Origin of the sequence: Bacillus sp. FSL M8-0071 (genome assembly GCF_037975455.1) — a bacterium.
Taxonomy (GTDB): Bacteria; Bacillota; Bacilli; order Bacillales; family Bacillaceae; genus Bacillus; species Bacillus subtilis.
This window is the reverse complement of sequence record NZ_CP150256.1, coordinates 4,053,197-4,068,827: the sequence shown is the minus strand read 5'-3', so window position 1 is coordinate 4,068,827 and position 15,631 is coordinate 4,053,197. Positions and strand designations below refer to the sequence as shown.

The 15,631-nt window shown below is 45.3% G+C and carries 14 protein-coding genes and 4 tRNA genes; 14 read left to right on the top strand and 4 right to left on the bottom strand.

Annotated elements, in window-relative coordinates; all coding sequences use genetic code 11:
* Positions 1-21: 21 nt before the first annotated feature.
* The 3 genes from MKX71_RS20940 to MKX71_RS20930 all read right to left on the bottom strand — a co-directional run bounded on the left by MKX71_RS20940 (position 22) and on the right by MKX71_RS20930 (position 3,600).
* A complete protein-coding gene (locus MKX71_RS20940; protein WP_339231601.1) occupies positions 22-2,073 on the bottom strand; it encodes a glycosyltransferase family 39 protein in 2,052 nt (683 codons plus the stop codon).
* 105 nt (positions 2,074-2,178) lie between these two features.
* Positions 2,179-3,387, bottom strand: coding sequence for a CynX/NimT family MFS transporter (locus MKX71_RS20935; protein ID WP_024572082.1), 1,209 nt, complete (start codon positions 3,385-3,387; stop codon positions 2,179-2,181).
* A gap of 72 nt (positions 3,388-3,459) precedes the next feature.
* Complete coding sequence (locus tag MKX71_RS20930) at positions 3,460-3,600, bottom strand: YycC family protein (RefSeq protein ID WP_003242786.1); 141 nt, start codon at positions 3,598-3,600, stop codon at positions 3,460-3,462.
* A 120-nt stretch (positions 3,601-3,720) separates the two neighbouring features.
* On the opposite strand from MKX71_RS20930, the gene MKX71_RS20925 reads away from it, so the two are divergent.
* Positions 3,721-3,924, top strand: coding sequence for a hypothetical protein (locus MKX71_RS20925; protein WP_015250806.1), 204 nt, complete (start codon positions 3,721-3,723; stop codon positions 3,922-3,924).
* 47 nt (positions 3,925-3,971) lie between these two features.
* Here MKX71_RS20925 and MKX71_RS20920 read toward each other — a convergent pair whose 3' ends face one another.
* Positions 3,972-4,172 carry a DUF2188 domain-containing protein gene (locus MKX71_RS20920; RefSeq protein ID WP_003226922.1) on the bottom strand — a complete coding sequence of 67 codons (201 nt, stop codon included), beginning with the start codon at positions 4,170-4,172 and terminating at the stop codon, positions 3,972-3,974.
* Positions 4,173-4,341: 169 nt separating this feature from the next.
* Here MKX71_RS20920 and dnaB point away from each other — a divergent pair, with 169 nt between their 5' ends.
* The 13 genes from dnaB (at position 4,342) to htrC (ending at position 15,612) form a co-directional block, all read left to right on the top strand.
* Entirely contained in the window at positions 4,342-5,706 is a 1,365-nt protein-coding gene (gene dnaB, locus MKX71_RS20915; protein WP_003226923.1) for a replicative DNA helicase, read from the top strand.
* 122 nt (positions 5,707-5,828) lie between these two features.
* A complete protein-coding gene (locus tag MKX71_RS20910) occupies positions 5,829-6,248 on the top strand; it encodes a VOC family protein (protein WP_029726112.1) in 420 nt (139 codons plus the stop codon).
* 205 nt (positions 6,249-6,453) lie between these two features.
* Complete coding sequence (purA, locus tag MKX71_RS20905; RefSeq protein WP_003226929.1) at positions 6,454-7,746, top strand: adenylosuccinate synthase; 1,293 nt, start codon at positions 6,454-6,456, stop codon at positions 7,744-7,746.
* 223 nt (positions 7,747-7,969) lie between these two features.
* Positions 7,970-8,045 (top strand) — tRNA-Lys (locus tag MKX71_RS20900).
* Between the two features lie 9 nt (positions 8,046-8,054).
* Positions 8,055-8,126: transfer RNA gene (locus MKX71_RS20895), tRNA-Glu, on the top strand.
* A gap of 81 nt (positions 8,127-8,207) precedes the next feature.
* A tRNA-Asp gene (locus MKX71_RS20890) sits at positions 8,208-8,284 on the top strand.
* 35 nt (positions 8,285-8,319) lie between these two features.
* Positions 8,320-8,392: transfer RNA gene (locus MKX71_RS20885), tRNA-Phe, on the top strand.
* A gap of 383 nt (positions 8,393-8,775) precedes the next feature.
* The gene (gene walR, locus MKX71_RS20880) at positions 8,776-9,483 is read left to right on the top strand and encodes a cell wall metabolism DNA-binding response regulator WalR (protein WP_003244363.1); all 708 of its coding nucleotides are present in this window, start codon (positions 8,776-8,778) and stop codon (positions 9,481-9,483) included.
* 7 nt (positions 9,484-9,490) lie between these two features.
* A complete protein-coding gene (walK, locus tag MKX71_RS20875) occupies positions 9,491-11,326 on the top strand; it encodes a cell wall metabolism sensor histidine kinase WalK (protein ID WP_024572714.1) in 1,836 nt (611 codons plus the stop codon).
* On the top strand, positions 11,316-12,683 hold the full coding sequence (gene walH / locus MKX71_RS20870) for a WalRK two-component regulatory system regulator WalH (protein ID WP_069323080.1): 1,368 nt from the start codon (positions 11,316-11,318) through the stop codon (positions 12,681-12,683). The genes walK and walH overlap by 11 nt, the downstream gene beginning before the upstream one ends.
* Entirely contained in the window at positions 12,670-13,512 is an 843-nt protein-coding gene (gene walI, locus MKX71_RS20865; protein WP_003244037.1) for a WalRK two-component regulatory system regulator WalI, read from the top strand. Before walH ends, walI begins: the two co-directional genes overlap by 14 nt.
* A 21-nt stretch (positions 13,513-13,533) precedes the next feature.
* Positions 13,534-14,328, top strand: a complete 795-nt coding sequence (locus MKX71_RS20860; protein WP_003226939.1) for an MBL fold metallo-hydrolase — start codon at positions 13,534-13,536, stop codon at positions 14,326-14,328.
* Between the two features lie 81 nt (positions 14,329-14,409).
* On the top strand, positions 14,410-15,612 hold the full coding sequence (htrC, locus tag MKX71_RS20855; RefSeq protein ID WP_015250812.1) for a serine protease HtrC: 1,203 nt from the start codon (positions 14,410-14,412) through the stop codon (positions 15,610-15,612).
* The last annotated feature ends 19 nt before the right edge of the window (positions 15,613-15,631 follow it).

The window sequence follows — 15,631 nt, the reverse complement described above, 5'->3', positions numbered from 1 at the left end:
GATGAATCCAAGCCTCTTTTTTTATTCCACGAGATAAAGAGTTTGCTGGCTTTCTCCGCCAGGTCCTCTTAGCATTCCCTGCACGCTGTTTGTGCTGCTGGAGGAACCGCTGTACTCGTCAGATGTTATTTCTTTTCCGTTTTTCTTAATCCAGGAAACAAGTTCGCTGTTGCCTGAGTTGTTTTCTGACAGAAGGAAGTATTTCACTTTGCCTTCTTTGATCAGTTTTTTCAGTTCCGACACAGTCAGAATGGGATCCGTGCCGTTAAATCCGCCCATTGCCATAACAGATTCATTTTCGTAAATGATGTATGGCGCAGCTGTTACGGTTGTCAAAGTAGCAAATAAATATTCTTCGCCGGTATTGTGTTTTCTCAGATAGGACAGGAGCCCGCTGTCGACCTCTGAAGAGAACATGTTCCCGCCGTTTGCTGAGCCTTTGAGCTGCGGGCCGGATTCAGGAAGGACGCTGTTGCCACCGTATAGAAGCGGCGTTGCTGACCAGTAAACAGGTGTGAGAAGCAGAACGCACAAGCTGATGATGGTCAGCTGCTTACTGAACGGATGGCTGCGTTTAAGCATCAGAAGTGCAAGGGAGATGCCCAGTCCTAAGAGCCCCAGGGCATACATCCATACACTGCTGATTTGGCTTGTATAAGCGCTCAGAATATACACCTGGAACACGGCTGTGATCAGAACGGCTGCCGGCAGAAGATAGCTGGACCAGTCTTTATTATTTTTGTATAAGCGGTGCATCGTATACCATCCGATACCAGAAAGGGCGGCAATCGGCGGTGCCAGCATAATCAAATAATACTGGTGGAAGAATCCTGCGATGCTGAAGAAACCAGCCACGGGAACAAGCCAAGCCGCCCAGAATAGTGTTTCTTTCATTTCAGCAGCATGTCCGCGGCGATCACGGTACCAGCTGACGATTGCGCCCAGTAATCCGATCAATGAGAATGGAAGCATCCAGCTGATTTGGCCGGAAAGTGCTGATTGGAAAAGACGAAGCGGTCCAGGATCACCGGTGCCGAACATATTCATGCTTTTTCCGCCGCCAGGCCCTCCATTTCCAGGCCCGTTGCCGCCTGTGGGAGGTGTGCCTCCGCCTCCATTGAGAGCGCCGGTTTGTCCGTTAGGCGGCTGAGGCGCCTGTGAATGGTTTCCGAATGATTGATTTCCGTTCTGAGAAAAAGATGAACCGTTGCCATTTGGCGCTTGCATGTTGTCTTGATTCTGCATGTTCCCTCCGCCAGCAGCATTCATATCACCCTTTGCAAGGCCCGTAGTTTGCCCAAGCAGACGCTCTGTGCCGTTGTAGCCAAAGGCCAGTTCTAGCACTGAGTTAGTCTGGCTGCTTCCTACATAAGGCCGGCTTGAGGAAGAGGCTGAATCCACTGCAATCGCCCATGAGAGTGAAAGGCCTGTCAGAAGGACAAGAGACAGAAGCAGGGACCCGATTTTTTTCTTCAGAGAAACCCGAGATGCAATCAGGTAGAATAACACAAATGCAGGCAATACCATAAACGCTTGCATCATCTTCATATTAAAGGCGAGCCCAATCAGGGCAAATGCTGTCAGCAGCCAAACCAGCTTACCTTGTTTTACTGCCCTAAGCAGACAAGCTGAACCGAGCAATAAGGTAAAAACAAGCATGCTGTCGATATTGTTTGTCCGGCTGACAGCTACTGCGATAGGGATCAGTGCCATGACAAGTGCGGCAATGCGGGCCGCTCCAATTCCAAAAGTCGGCTTAATCATTCTGTAGAGAAGGAATACAGACCCAACTCCGGCAAGAGCCTGGGGAATGATGACACTCCACGTGTGAACACCGAAAATCAGTGCGAAAATCGTTTGAATCCATAACACGACAGGAGGCTTATCTACTGTCACAAATCCAGAAGGGTCAAATGACGCATAAAAGAAATTATGGAAGCTTTGCGTCATGCTTTTTACAGCCGCCAAATAGTACTGGTTCGCTGTATCATCCTGCCAAATGTGATACGTATTCAAAAAAGCTGCTCCCAGCAAAATAAAAATAAGGGCTGCGTCGAATCGTTTGGTTTTCATCGTTTTTCACCTCTTTATGGTGTCTCATTGTAAAAAACAAATATGAAAAACTTATGAATAAACCATAAATATTCAAAGAAAAAAGCGGAGATATTTTCCCCGCTTTTATGCTGAATTTCTTTGTTTTTCTGACTGAAAAATGTATCGATCTCGTCCGGCTCCCTGTCCAGCTGCTCCCATTACGATCAGGGCAGCAATGAGAAGCACAATCGGCATCGTCCAAGAATGCGTCTGGTCAAAGAGATAGCCGACAAAGATTGGCCCGACTGCTGCCAGCAGGTAGCCGAATGACTGAGACATGCCTGACAGCGCAGCGGCCTGTTGGGCATTTTCACTGCGGAGACCAATCAAAGTGAGCGCCAGACTAATGCTGGAGCCTTGCCCGATACCGATAATGATCATCCAGATGGCAAGCAATGTATGGCTTCCGCCCGCTAATAATCCGCAGAGGCCGATCAGATAAACTGAGGCCAGCGCCGCAACGATACCGCGCTGCTGTTTCACACGGTCAGCTAAAACTGGTGTCAGAAAAGTGGAAGGCAGACTCGCAAATTGCATGAGTGATACCATCCATCCGGCTGTTGCCGTATCAATCCCGTGTGAACGGAGAATTTCAGGAAACCAAGCGATGCTGCTGTAAAATAAAAACGATTGCAGGCCCATAAAGATGGTGACATACCATGCCATTTTGGAAGCCCAAATGGAACTGGATTGCAGCTTCATTGTCTGGTTTGCCGTATCTCGATGGCGCAGCTGAGGTATCCAGATCAGCAATGCAAGTAAAGCCAGCCCGCCCCATAAGAGAAAAGCCTGTTTCCATCCGCCATCCATCTGGGTCGCTAAAGGAACGCTGACACCCGATGCTAAAGCTGCGAATATATTCATTGATGTCGTATACAGGCTGATCATGATCCCTGGCTTTTCAGGGTATTTATGTTTGATTAAGCTTGGCAAAAGTACGTTACCAATCGCAATCCCGACGCCGATAAGTGCCGTTCCGAAAAACAAAGCGGCAGTATAGCCGGTAGAACGAGTCAAAACACCGATCAGCAGTATCACGAGACCTAGCCATAAAGTTCGCTCATTTCCGAGGCGCTGTCCAAGCTTAGGTGCAAGCGGAGAAAGAACTGCAAACGAAAGCAGCGGCAGTGCGGTCAAAAAACCGGCTGCCCCATTGGACATGTGCAGCTCTGCCCGGATAGAGCTGATGACCGGACCGACTGAAGTGATCGCGGGCCGTAAGTTAAAGGCGATAAAGATAATGCCGGTGATCAGCCAAAATGATTGGATTTTTTTATTATGTGGATGTGGCAAAGCAGTTACTCCTCTTTTCTAACATATACATGATATTATCCCGAAACAAGTAAGCAAGTATGTGAATGAAGGCTATGATTTGTCCTCTTTTTGCAGTTCAGCCATTTTGGCAAGCAGAATATGCTGAGGCATATGCATGATCTGTTCAAGCGGCAGATTCAAGGACTCTGCAAGCTTTTGTGCAGTTTCAGCAGAAATTTGCAAAGGTCTCACAAAAGATCCCTCCTCTCTTCTGTCCATTGTACAAGAATCAGATGTGAAATGTAAGAAGATGTCACAAAGGAATAGAGCAATCGGAAAATGACCGTTATAAAAGAGGTAAGGAGGGTTCTTATGCACGCACCGTTGTCTTTATTAAAACAAATGCTGAAGGAACACCAAATAGACACTGAAAAAGCTGTCACTTTCGAAGAATATATAGCAGTGAGGCTAAAGCTTCAGGAGCTGATGGGGAAATTTGCTTCGATCGGAGAGTGGGATCTGTATCAAAAAGCGGCAGATTTGATGATGCACATAGGCATCCAATGGATGAAATAAACCGATAACCGCTAAAAAACCCTCGCTGCAGCGAAGGCTTTCATTCATTAAAATGAGTGTTCTTCTTCCACATTTTTAAACTGGTCATAAATTACAAGCTTAGACGGACTGTTTTCCTTAGCCACCTGTTTGGCTTTTTCAATAGCGGCGTCTTTAGACGTATACAAAGCTGTCGGCGCTACATTCTCCACCTCAATAAACCAGCCGTCCGCATCAACATTAGGTGTAATCGCATATTTCTTTATCATCTTTCATTCCTCCCTCATGTTTTATTGCATTTTTCCCGCCTTGTTACTGTCCGAAACGATCCAATCTGCTAACTGAAAAAAACAGGAAACAGACAATTTTTCTATTTTTTTTCTGTAGAAATGGTAGAATGGAGGTTGGAGATTTTTTAATGAGAGGACGGTGCTTAGCATGACAGACCTTCTGAATGACCGGCTTCCTCCGCAAAATATAGAAGCCGAACAAGCCGTGTTAGGCGCTATTTTTTTACAGCCGTCTGCTTTAACACTGGCTTCAGAAGTATTGATTCCAGATGATTTCTATAGAATGTCCCACCAAAAAATCTATAATGCGATGCTGGTGCTCGGTGACCGAGGTGAACCGGTTGATCTGGTGACAGTAACATCAGAGCTTGCGAACACAGACCTGCTGGAAGAAGTAGGCGGCATTTCATATTTGACAGATATCGCAAACTCGGTGCCGACAGCGGCTAACATAGAATATTACGCGAAAATCGTTGAGGAAAAATCGATTCTTCGCCGATTAATCAGAACTGCGACAACGATTGCTCAAGACGGGTATACCCGTGAGGATGAGGTCGAGGATTTACTAAGTGAAGCGGAAAAAACGATTATGGAAGTGGCACAGCGCAAAAACACGAGTGCCTTCCAAAATATTAAGGACGTCCTTGTCCAGACCTATGATAATATCGAACAGCTTCACAATCGAAAAGGTGATATCACGGGGATTCCAACAGGGTTTACGGAGCTTGACCGGATGACTGCGGGTTTCCAGCGCAACGACTTGATCATTGTGGCTGCCCGTCCGTCAGTAGGGAAAACAGCCTTTGCCCTGAACATCGCACAAAACGTGGCGACGAAGACCGATGAGAGCGTAGCGATTTTCAGTCTTGAGATGGGTGCAGAGCAGCTCGTTATGCGTATGCTCTGTGCCGAGGGAAACATCAATGCCCAGAATCTCCGTACAGGTAACCTGACCGAAGAGGATTGGGGCAAGCTGACGATGGCAATGGGAAGCCTGTCGAACAGCGGGATTTACATCGATGATACACCGGGTATTCGGGTGAGTGAAATCCGTGCCAAGTGCCGCCGCTTGAAGCAGGAAAGCGGGCTGGGCATGATTTTGATCGATTACCTGCAATTGATTCAGGGAAGCGGTCGTTCAAAGGACAACCGTCAGCAGGAAGTATCTGAAATTTCCCGTGAACTGAAGTCGATTGCCAGGGAGCTGCAAGTCCCTGTTATCGCCCTTTCTCAGCTTTCCAGGGGTGTTGAGCAGCGTCAGGATAAACGTCCGATGATGTCTGATATCCGGGAATCAGGAAGTATCGAGCAGGACGCGGATATTGTCGCGTTCCTTTATCGTGATGACTACTATGACAAAGAAACCGAGAATAAAAATATTATCGAAATTATTATCGCCAAACAGCGTAACGGCCCGGTAGGAACCGTGTCTCTTGCGTTCGTAAAAGAATACAACAAATTCGTCAACCTGGAACGGCGTTTTGATGACGCAGGCGTTCCGCCCGGCGCATAAGCCCCAAGAGCTGCTCTTGGGGTTTTTTTTTCATTCGAAAGATGGAAGAAATACCGTTCGCTCAGCGGATGAAAATTTGAAAGCGTTTTAATAAAATGGTGCAAAAAGGAGATGGTAACAATATGGGAAAACGTTTTTCGTCTTTTCAAGCAGCACAAATCCGAATTGCGCGTCCTACGGGCCAGCTTGATGAGATTATTCGTTTTTACGAAGAGGGACTGTGTTTGAAACGAATAGGAGAATTTTCACAGCATAACGGGTATGACGGTGTCATGTTCGGCCTTCCTCATGCCGATTATCATTTGGAATTCACCCAGTATGAAGGTGGAAGCACTGCCCCCGTTCCCCATCCCGACAGCCTTCTTGTTTTTTATGTGCCGAATGCAGATGAACTGGCAGCGATCACTTCAAAGCTAAAGCACATGGGCTATCAAGAGGTCGAATCAGAGAACCCGTACTGGAGCAATGGGGGAGTGACGATAGAGGACCCGGACGGCTGGCGGGTCGTTTTTATGAATTCAAAAGGGATATCAGGCAAGTGATTCTTTCTTATGCTAAAGGGTGAAAGTTTCGCAAGCTTTTTATGACAAAACCGTGAGAAAACGCTTATAAAACGAATGAAAGCGAACGAATATAGATTTACAATAATTTAATGTTCGGATTTACAATTGACTTTCTGTTTCTTCACTGATAAACTTGATTTGTTTGAATAGAATCGTTTTGAAAGGTTAACGGAGGTGCACGGACATGTCTTCAGTAGTTGTAGTAGGTACGCAATGGGGCGATGAAGGAAAAGGTAAAATTACAGATTTCCTATCAGAAAATGCAGAAGTGATCGCCCGTTATCAAGGCGGAAATAACGCAGGGCATACAATCAAGTTTGACGGAATCACATATAAGCTTCATTTAATCCCGTCTGGAATTTTCTATAAGGATAAAACGTGTGTAATCGGAAACGGAATGGTTGTAGATCCGAAAGCATTAGTCACAGAGCTTGCGTATCTTCATGAGCGCAACGTGAGTACAGATAACCTGAGAATCAGCAACAGAGCTCACGTGATTCTGCCGTATCATTTGAAATTGGATGAAGTGGAAGAAGAGCGTAAAGGGGCTAACAAGATCGGCACAACGAAAAAAGGAATCGGCCCTGCTTACATGGATAAAGCAGCCCGCATCGGAATTCGCATCGCGGATCTGTTAGACCGTGACGCGTTTGCGGAAAAGCTTGAGCGCAATCTTGAAGAAAAAAACCGTCTTCTCGAGAAAATGTACGAGACAGAAGGGTTTAAACTTGAGGATATCTTAGACGAATATTATGAGTACGGCCAGCAGATTAAAAAATATGTTTGCGATACATCTGTTGTCTTAAACGATGCTCTTGATGAAGGGCGCCGTGTATTATTTGAAGGCGCACAAGGGGTTATGCTCGATATCGACCAAGGAACATACCCGTTTGTTACGTCATCTAACCCGGTTGCCGGCGGTGTCACGATCGGTTCTGGTGTCGGCCCAACCAAAATCAAGCACGTTGTCGGTGTATCAAAAGCATATACGACTCGTGTCGGCGACGGTCCTTTCCCGACTGAGCTGAAAGATGAAATCGGCGATCAAATCCGTGAAGTCGGACGCGAATATGGAACAACAACAGGCCGCCCGCGCCGTGTCGGCTGGTTTGACAGCGTTGTTGTCCGCCACGCCCGCCGTGTGAGCGGAATTACAGATCTTTCTCTGAACTCAATTGACGTCCTAACAGGAATTGAAACGTTGAAAATCTGTGTGGCATACCGCTACAAAGGCGAAATCATTGAAGAATTCCCAGCAAGTCTTAAGGCACTTGCTGAATGTGAGCCGGTATATGAAGAAATGCCAGGCTGGACTGAGGATATTACAGGTGCGAAGAGCTTGAGCGAGCTTCCGGAAAATGCGCGCCATTATCTTGAGCGTGTGTCTCAGCTGACAGGCATTCCGCTTTCTATTTTCTCTGTCGGTCCAGACCGCTCACAAACAAATGTCCTTCGCAGTGTGTACCGTGCGAACTAAATAGAATATGTCTGCAAGCCCCTATTTAAGGGGCTTGTTTTTGTTTGAAAGCCGCATATAAGTTGGTCTGAGAAAAAAATATGAAAAAAAACCAAAAAAGTTATTGCCACTTCTATTTGTTCGTGATATTATAAATCTCGTTGTTACGGAAACTGCTTCAATAGAGTACGAGATAAGAACTAGATCTAAGTCGTTTGCTCTATAGAAATTCCGACATCTTTAAGAGCCATTAGCTCAGTTGGTAGAGCATCTGACTTTTAATCAGAGGGTCGAAGGTTCGAGTCCTTCATGGCTCACCATTTCGTGAAGGCCCGTTGGTCAAGCGGTTAAGACACCGCCCTTTCACGGCGGTAACACGGGTTCGAATCCCGTACGGGTCATTGATTTACTTTAGCGTTATTGCTAAATTCCTTATTTGTCTGTGAGAGCTGACACGACAGCTCTCCGGGCAATTACTGTAAGGTCCGGTAGTTCAGTTGGTTAGAATGCCTGCCTGTCACGCAGGAGGTCGCGGGTTCGAGTCCCGTCCGGACCGCCATTTTACTTTACTTAGTAGAGAAAAATAAAACATTTGGCTCGGTAGCTCAGTTGGTAGAGCAACGGACTGAAAATCCGTGTGTCGGCGGTTCGATTCCGTCCCGAGCCACTTACCAAACGCATCTGCAATCGTAGGTGCGTTTTTTCTTTTAGGAAAAAGGCAAACATGAGGAGTGTTATAATAGAAGAAAAAGGGAGAACCGGCCCTGCGGCCGGTTCAAAGAAGAAGACGTCATTGATAAAGACGCACTCCGGTGAGGGGAGGTTTCAATAAAGTTATCTTTTTTAAAAAAAGTTGACCAGCATGACAATAGATAAACAACTGGCGATAAAGGTGAAACATGTGTTTTTTTTCTAAACCTTTATTTTTTTTATCTTTTGACCTTAAACCGTTATAATAGACAAGGACCCATTCTTTACATGGGCCATAAGTGATGAAACGAATGTTATATAGATGAAATGAAGTCATTCGGCAGGAGGAAAATCAAAATGATGGATAAAAAGATCCTTGTAGTAGATGATGAAAAACCGATTGCAGATATATTGGAATTTAACTTAAGAAAAGAAGGCTATGAAGTGCACTGTGCCCACGACGGAAACGAAGCCGTTGAAATGGTAGAAGAGCTTCAGCCTGATTTAATTCTTTTAGATATTATGCTCCCGAATAAAGACGGCGTTGAAGTATGCCGCGAAGTCAGAAAGAAATACGATATGCCAATCATTATGCTGACGGCTAAGGATTCAGAAATTGACAAGGTTATCGGGCTTGAAATCGGTGCCGATGACTATGTCACAAAACCATTCAGCACACGCGAGCTCTTGGCGCGTGTAAAAGCGAACCTGCGTCGCCAGCTGACGACAGCGCCTGCGGAGGAAGAGCCTTCCTCTAACGAGATTCATATCGGCTCTCTCGTCATCTTCCCTGACGCGTACGTTGTTTCAAAACGAGACGAAACAATCGAATTGACTCATCGTGAGTTCGAATTGCTTCATTATTTAGCAAAACATATCGGACAAGTGATGACCCGTGAACATTTGCTTCAAACCGTTTGGGGCTATGATTACTTCGGCGATGTCAGAACGGTTGACGTAACAGTCCGCCGGCTTCGTGAAAAAATCGAGGACAACCCGAGCCATCCAAATTGGATCGTCACACGCCGCGGTGTAGGTTATTACTTGAGAAACCCAGAACAGGACTAATGCCCATATGAATAAGGTTGGTTTTTTTCGGTCGATCCAATTTAAGATTACCTTGATTTATGTGCTTTTGATTATCATTGCCATGCAAATCATTGGTGTGTATTTTGTCAATCAGGTAGAGAAGTCGCTGATCAGCTCTTATGAACAATCGCTGAATCAGCGAATCGACAACCTTTCTTATTATATCGAACAAGAATATAAGAGCGATAACGACAGTACCGTCATAAAGGATGACGTCAGCCGTATTTTGAATGACTTCACGAAAAGTGATGAGGTTCGGGAAATTAGCTTTGTAGATAAAAGCTATGAAGTGGTCGGTTCTTCAAAGCCGTATGGTGAGGAAGTGGCAGGGAAACAAACGACCGATCTGATTTTCAAAAGAATTTTTTCTACCAAACAGTCGTATTTAAGAAAATATTATGACCCGAAAAGCAAAATCAGAGTTCTTATTTCCGCGAAGCCCGTCATGACTGAAAACCAAGAGGTTGTGGGCGCGATCTATGTTGTCGCGAGTATGGAAGATGTCTTTAATCAAATGAAGACGATCAACACGATACTGGCGTCCGGCACAGGTTTGGCACTTGTTTTGACGGCTCTTCTCGGTATTTTTCTGGCAAGAACCATTACCCACCCGCTTTCAGATATGCGAAAGCAGGCGATGGAGCTTGCGAAAGGGAATTTCTCGAGGAAGGTTAAAAAGTATGGTCATGATGAAATTGGGCAGCTGGCCACAACGTTTAACCACTTAACGAGAGAGCTTGAAGATGCCCAGGCGATGACTGAAGGAGAACGCAGAAAGCTAGCCTCTGTCATTGCTTATATGACAGACGGCGTTATCGCCACAAACCGAAACGGAGCGATTATTCTCTTAAACAGCCCGGCGCTGGAACTGTTGAACGTTTCACGTGAAACAGCCTTAGAAATGCCGATTACGAGTTTGCTGGGGCTTCAAGAGAATTATACTTTTGAAGATTTAGTGGAGCAGCAGGATTCTATGCTGCTTGAAATTGAGCGCGATGATGAATTAACGGTGCTTCGCGTGAATTTCTCTGTGATTCAAAGGGAACACGGCAAAATTGATGGTTTAATCGCTGTCATTTACGATGTAACCGAACAAGAGAAAATGGATCAGGAACGCAGAGAATTCGTTGCGAATGTATCACATGAGCTGCGGACGCCGCTTACGACAATGCGCAGCTATTTAGAAGCGTTAGCCGAAGGCGCGTGGGAAAATAAAGACATTGCTCCGCGCTTCTTAATGGTGACGCAAAATGAAACAGAGCGTATGATCCGGCTTGTCAATGATCTGCTTCAGCTGTCGAAATTTGACAGCAAGGATTATCAATTTAACCGGGAATGGATTCAGATTGTCCGGTTTATGTCGCTTATTATTGACCGTTTTGAAATGACAAAAGAGCAGCATGTGGAGTTTATCCGCAATCTGCCGGACAGAGATCTGTACGTCGAGATTGACCAGGATAAAATAACGCAGGTGCTCGATAATATTATTTCTAACGCTTTAAAATATTCACCGGAAGGCGGACATGTCACGTTCTCGATTGATGTCAATGAAGGGGAAGAACTTCTCTATATCAGCGTGAAGGATGAAGGGATTGGTATTCCGAAAAAAGATGTCGAAAAAGTCTTTGACCGCTTCTACAGGGTGGATAAAGCGAGAACGAGAAAGCTTGGCGGCACCGGTCTGGGATTGGCGATTGCCAAGGAAATGGTACAGGCGCACGGCGGAGATATTTGGGCGGACAGCATAGAAGGAAAAGGCACGACGATTACATTTACTCTTCCATATAAAGAGGAACAAGAGGATGATTGGGATGAAGCGTGAAAATATAAAAACGATATTACTTACGGTACTCGTCGTCATCAGTCTTGTTTTTACATGGGGGATATGGACGTTCCAGCCAAACTTTTCTGAAGGCTCATCCTCAACAGAGTCTACTGTGCGTGAGAAACACAAAATCGAAAAAACCACCCAAAAGCTGTCTGAAACAGTAAGGCCGAGGGACATGTTTATCCATGATGACGGCGCTCATTACAAAGTGGATGACAATGCCCTCTATGAAGAAATCTGGTCTGACTTGCCGCATTGGGATGTAAAAGGAATTAAAGATATTTCGGATCAGTATGACAAGTCTGGATTCAAGAGCTGGTTTTATGGAATAGGCGGTTCTGAAGCCAAGCTTGACTTGCAATTCAGCGATACGATTCCGATTGATATTTTCCAAACGCTGTTTAAATGGTCTAATCAGTCGTTTGAATACAGTTCGTTTGATCATATTCTGATCCCGTTCAATGAAACAAAAGCGAACAAGAAAATCTATTTGGTGTCTTACAGCAAACAGCTCATTCTTGAAGTGACGGTTGAGTCGGCAAACTACCGGAACATTATGAACGACTTGAAAAACAGGCAATCAAATATGCCGGCGTTCAGTTTGTTCTCCATTGGCTCAAAGAAAGAGTTCTTGCTGCCGAACAAACCGCTTACGATGGACAAAAAAGAATTTGTCACAGAATCGATTAAAACAAATACCTTTAAGCAGGCTTTGTTTAGTGATCCGAGCATTGTAAGAGAAGATTCGAATTACAACAACAGAAATGTGCTGACAGATGGGATCAGCCGTTTAGATGTGAATCTAAGCCAGCGACAGGTGCAATTCCAGCAGCGCAATTTGGTGCAGAGCACATCCTATCAAACAGGTGAGTTAATCAAAAAGAGCCAAAAATACCTTGAGGATACCGGAAGCTGGACGGATCACTATCAATTTTTCAGTATCAATGACAGCCAGCAGCTGAGTTTCTATATCTTTATGGATCAGATCCCGGTCATTAACAGCACCGCCAAACCTTTCGGAGCGACATCGGCGATTACGGTGCAATGGGCGAATGATGATATTCTCAGCTATAAGCGGCCGAATTACAGTCTCGGAACGAATCCGATTAAAACAAGTGAAACAGAGCTCATGAGCGGCAGCGAAGTGAAGATGCTGCTTTCGAAACAAACCGCTTATGATACGGACAAAATTGATCAGATCTTCCTTGCTTATCAATTGGTATCAACATCAACCAACGATGATCCTCTCGTTGAACTGGAACCGGTTTGGGCGATGAAAGTAAATGGAAAAATTGTGCCGATTACAAAGGACTTATTGAGGAAGGAGGGGGCTAACAGTGGAGTGGAATAAGACAAAATCAATCTTCATCGTTGCCTTCCTCATTTTAGATATTTTCTTAGGCTATCAGTTTTTTCAAAAATGGCAGGCTACCGGCAAAGAATATGAAGTCATTAAAAATGATGTCGAGCATGACATGAAGGCCGATCATATCACGTATGAAGGTTTGAATAAGGAAGCGACAGAAGGTTATCGGATCACGGCAAATCAAAAGTCTTTCTCCAAGGAGGAAATTGAGGCGCTGAAGGATCAAAAGCCTTTAATGGACATGCCTAGTGATGATCATAAAGTAACGAGCCTGAAAATGAAGTTTGCAAATCCAATCGCCCTATCAAAGAAGGATATCGAGGACGATGCTCAGGCACTTGTTTCTTCGAAAATTCAAGATGGCGAAAAATATAAGCTTTGGAAGGTTGATAAATCGAAGAAAGAAATTATTTTCTTCCAAACGTACGAAGGTCATTATATTTACCAAAAGACCGACAATCCCTCTAATATGATCGGGCAAGTGGTGCTGCACTTAAACGGTAAAAACGAGGTTGTGTCATACGACCAGACTACGCTTGAGACCTTCAAGCAAATCCAGAAAGAAAGCTTAATTACTGAAATGGATGCGGTTGAGCTATTGTACTATCAAAATCAATTAAAAGAATACAGCACTGTGAAGAGCTGTAAATTCGGCTATGTAGCACAATATCCGCTGACAAGTACGCAGGTGCTGGCGCCGGTATGGAGAATTACGGTCGAGTACGAGAAAAAAGTGAACGGTGAGAAAAAGACAGTACAAGAGTATTTTACTGTGAATGCTTTGGAGAGTACGATTTTAGATACAGATCAATGAAAATAATGGAGTGAGACAAACATGAGCTTGCAATTTAGCGTACTTGCGAGCGGGAGTACGGGAAATGCGTTTTACCTCGAAACAGAGGATCACGCATTTTTAGTGGACGCCGGTTTGAGCGGGAAAGCCATGGATGGGCTGATGGCGCAGATCGGGCGTAAGCTGGATGATGTAGACGGCATTTTTGTGACGCATGAGCATAGTGACCATATTAAGGGCCTTGGTGTCGTCGCCAGAAAGTACAAGCTTCCGATCTATGCGAACGAGAAGACTTGGAAAGCGATGGAGAATCAAATCGGCAAAATTGACACCGATCAAAAGTTTGTATTTCCGATGGAGACGGTAAAGTCGTTCGGCGGACTTGATGTTGAATCGTTTGGCGTCTCCCACGATGCGGCCGAACCGATGTTTTATGTGTTCCATTATAACGGCCGAAAGCTCGCGTTAATGACAGATACGGGATATGTCAGCGACCGAATGAAAGGCATTATCCGTTCAGCGAATGTGTTTGTGTTTGAAAGCAATCACGATGTCGGTATGCTGCAAATGGGAAGATACCCATGGAGCATTAAGCGGCGGATTTTAAGTGACGTCGGGCACGTTTCAAATGAAGATGCTGCCTTGGCGATGACGGATGTCATTGGCGATGAGACGTCTCGTATTTACCTGGCGCATTTGAGCCAGGACAACAACATGAAGGAGCTGGCAAGAATGTCCGTGCAGCAGACATTGGCTTCTAAAGGATTTGTGACGGGTGAGACATTTGACTTATACGACACTGATCCGAAGAAGGCCACTCCGCTTTGCGCTGTATAATTTTTCTATGTAAATCATGACTATTCTAGGAGCTTCTAACCCACAATATAACCATATTAACGTTCTTGGAAAGGATGGAATATGGTGGATTACGAACGTGAGGAAGAACATACTACTCCTGAACAGCCAAAGAGAAGCAAAAAAGGATATTTTCTTTCAAGCCTGATTGGTGTGATTGTCGGTGCCGTATTAATGGCGTTTATCATGCCGTACCTTTCAAATGAAGGGCTAGATACGGGCGCTTTAGATCAGCAGCAGAACAATAACGGCCGGGAATCAATCAGGACGGTGAATGTCAGTGTCAACAATACGGTCACCAAGATTGTCAGCAATGTGTCGCCCGCCGTTGTCGGTGTTGTGAACATCCAAAAATCAGATATACGGGGAGAGAGCGGCGAGGCTGGGAGCGGCTCTGGCGTCATCTATAAGAAAAATGACCATTCCGCTTATGTCGTGACCAACCATCATGTCATCGAAGGCGCTTCCCAAATTGAAATCAGCTTGAAAGACGGATCGCGTGTATCAGCTGATCTTGTCGGCAGCGACCAGCTGATGGATCTGGCCGTTTTACGGGTGAAAAGCGATAAAATTAAAGCAGTCGCTGATTTCGGAAATTCAGATAAAGTGAAGTCTGGGGAGCCGGTTATTGCGATCGGGAACCCGTTAGGCCTTGAGTTTGCAGGCTCTGTCACACAAGGCGTCATCTCAGGTACGGAGAGGGCGATCCCAGTGGATTCAAACGGTGATGGACAGCCTGACTGGAACGCAGAAGTCCTGCAAACAGATGCGGCCATTAACCCTGGGAACAGCGGCGGCGCTTTGTTAAATATGGATGGGAAGGTCATTGGCATCAATTCAATGAAAATTGCCGAGTCAGCGGTTGAAGGGATTGGCCTGTCCATTCCGTCTAAGCTCGTGATCCCTGTGATAGAGGATTTAGAGAGATACGGAAAGGTCAAACGCCCGTTCCTTGGCATTGAGATGAAATCCCTAAGCGACATTGCAAGCTATCATTGGGATGAAACATTAAAGCTTCCTAAGAACGTGACCAATGGAGCGGTTGTGATGGGTGTAGACGCCTTTTCACCTGCCGGAAAAGCGGGACTGAAGGAACTCGATGTCATCACGGAATTTGACGGATACAAAGTAAATGATATTGTTGACCTGCGAAAACGGCTTTATCAGAAAAAAGTCGGTGACCGGGTGAAGGTGAAGTTTTACCGCGGCGGAAAAGAAAAATCTGTTGACATCAAGCTGTCGTCCGCAGATCAATTAGGAAGTTAATCAAAACAGTCTGGCATCG

What these genes read in the sequence shown, in the direction of transcription:
- MKX71_RS20920 (WP_003226922.1), bottom strand. Translation starts at nt 4,172, where the DNA reads ATGATAAAGAAATATGCGATTACACCTAATGTTGATGCGGACGGCTGG.
- purA (WP_003226929.1), top strand. Translation starts at nt 6,454, where the DNA reads ATGTCTTCAGTAGTTGTAGTAGGTACGCAATGGGGCGATGAAGGAAAA.
- walH (WP_069323080.1), top strand. Translation starts at nt 11,316, where the DNA reads ATGAAGCGTGAAAATATAAAAACGATATTACTTACGGTACTCGTCGTC.
- dnaB (WP_003226923.1), top strand. Translation starts at nt 4,342, where the DNA reads ATGACAGACCTTCTGAATGACCGGCTTCCTCCGCAAAATATAGAAGCC.
- MKX71_RS20925 (WP_015250806.1), top strand. Translation starts at nt 3,721, where the DNA reads ATGCACGCACCGTTGTCTTTATTAAAACAAATGCTGAAGGAACACCAA.
- MKX71_RS20940 (WP_339231601.1), bottom strand. Translation starts at nt 2,073, where the DNA reads ATGAAAACCAAACGATTCGACGCAGCCCTTATTTTTATTTTGCTGGGA.
- walR (WP_003244363.1), top strand. Translation starts at nt 8,776, where the DNA reads ATGGATAAAAAGATCCTTGTAGTAGATGATGAAAAACCGATTGCAGAT.
- htrC (WP_015250812.1), top strand. Translation starts at nt 14,410, where the DNA reads ATGGTGGATTACGAACGTGAGGAAGAACATACTACTCCTGAACAGCCA.
- MKX71_RS20860 (WP_003226939.1), top strand. Translation starts at nt 13,534, where the DNA reads ATGAGCTTGCAATTTAGCGTACTTGCGAGCGGGAGTACGGGAAATGCG.
- walK (WP_024572714.1), top strand. Translation starts at nt 9,491, where the DNA reads ATGAATAAGGTTGGTTTTTTTCGGTCGATCCAATTTAAGATTACCTTG.
- MKX71_RS20910 (WP_029726112.1), top strand. Translation starts at nt 5,829, where the DNA reads ATGGGAAAACGTTTTTCGTCTTTTCAAGCAGCACAAATCCGAATTGCG.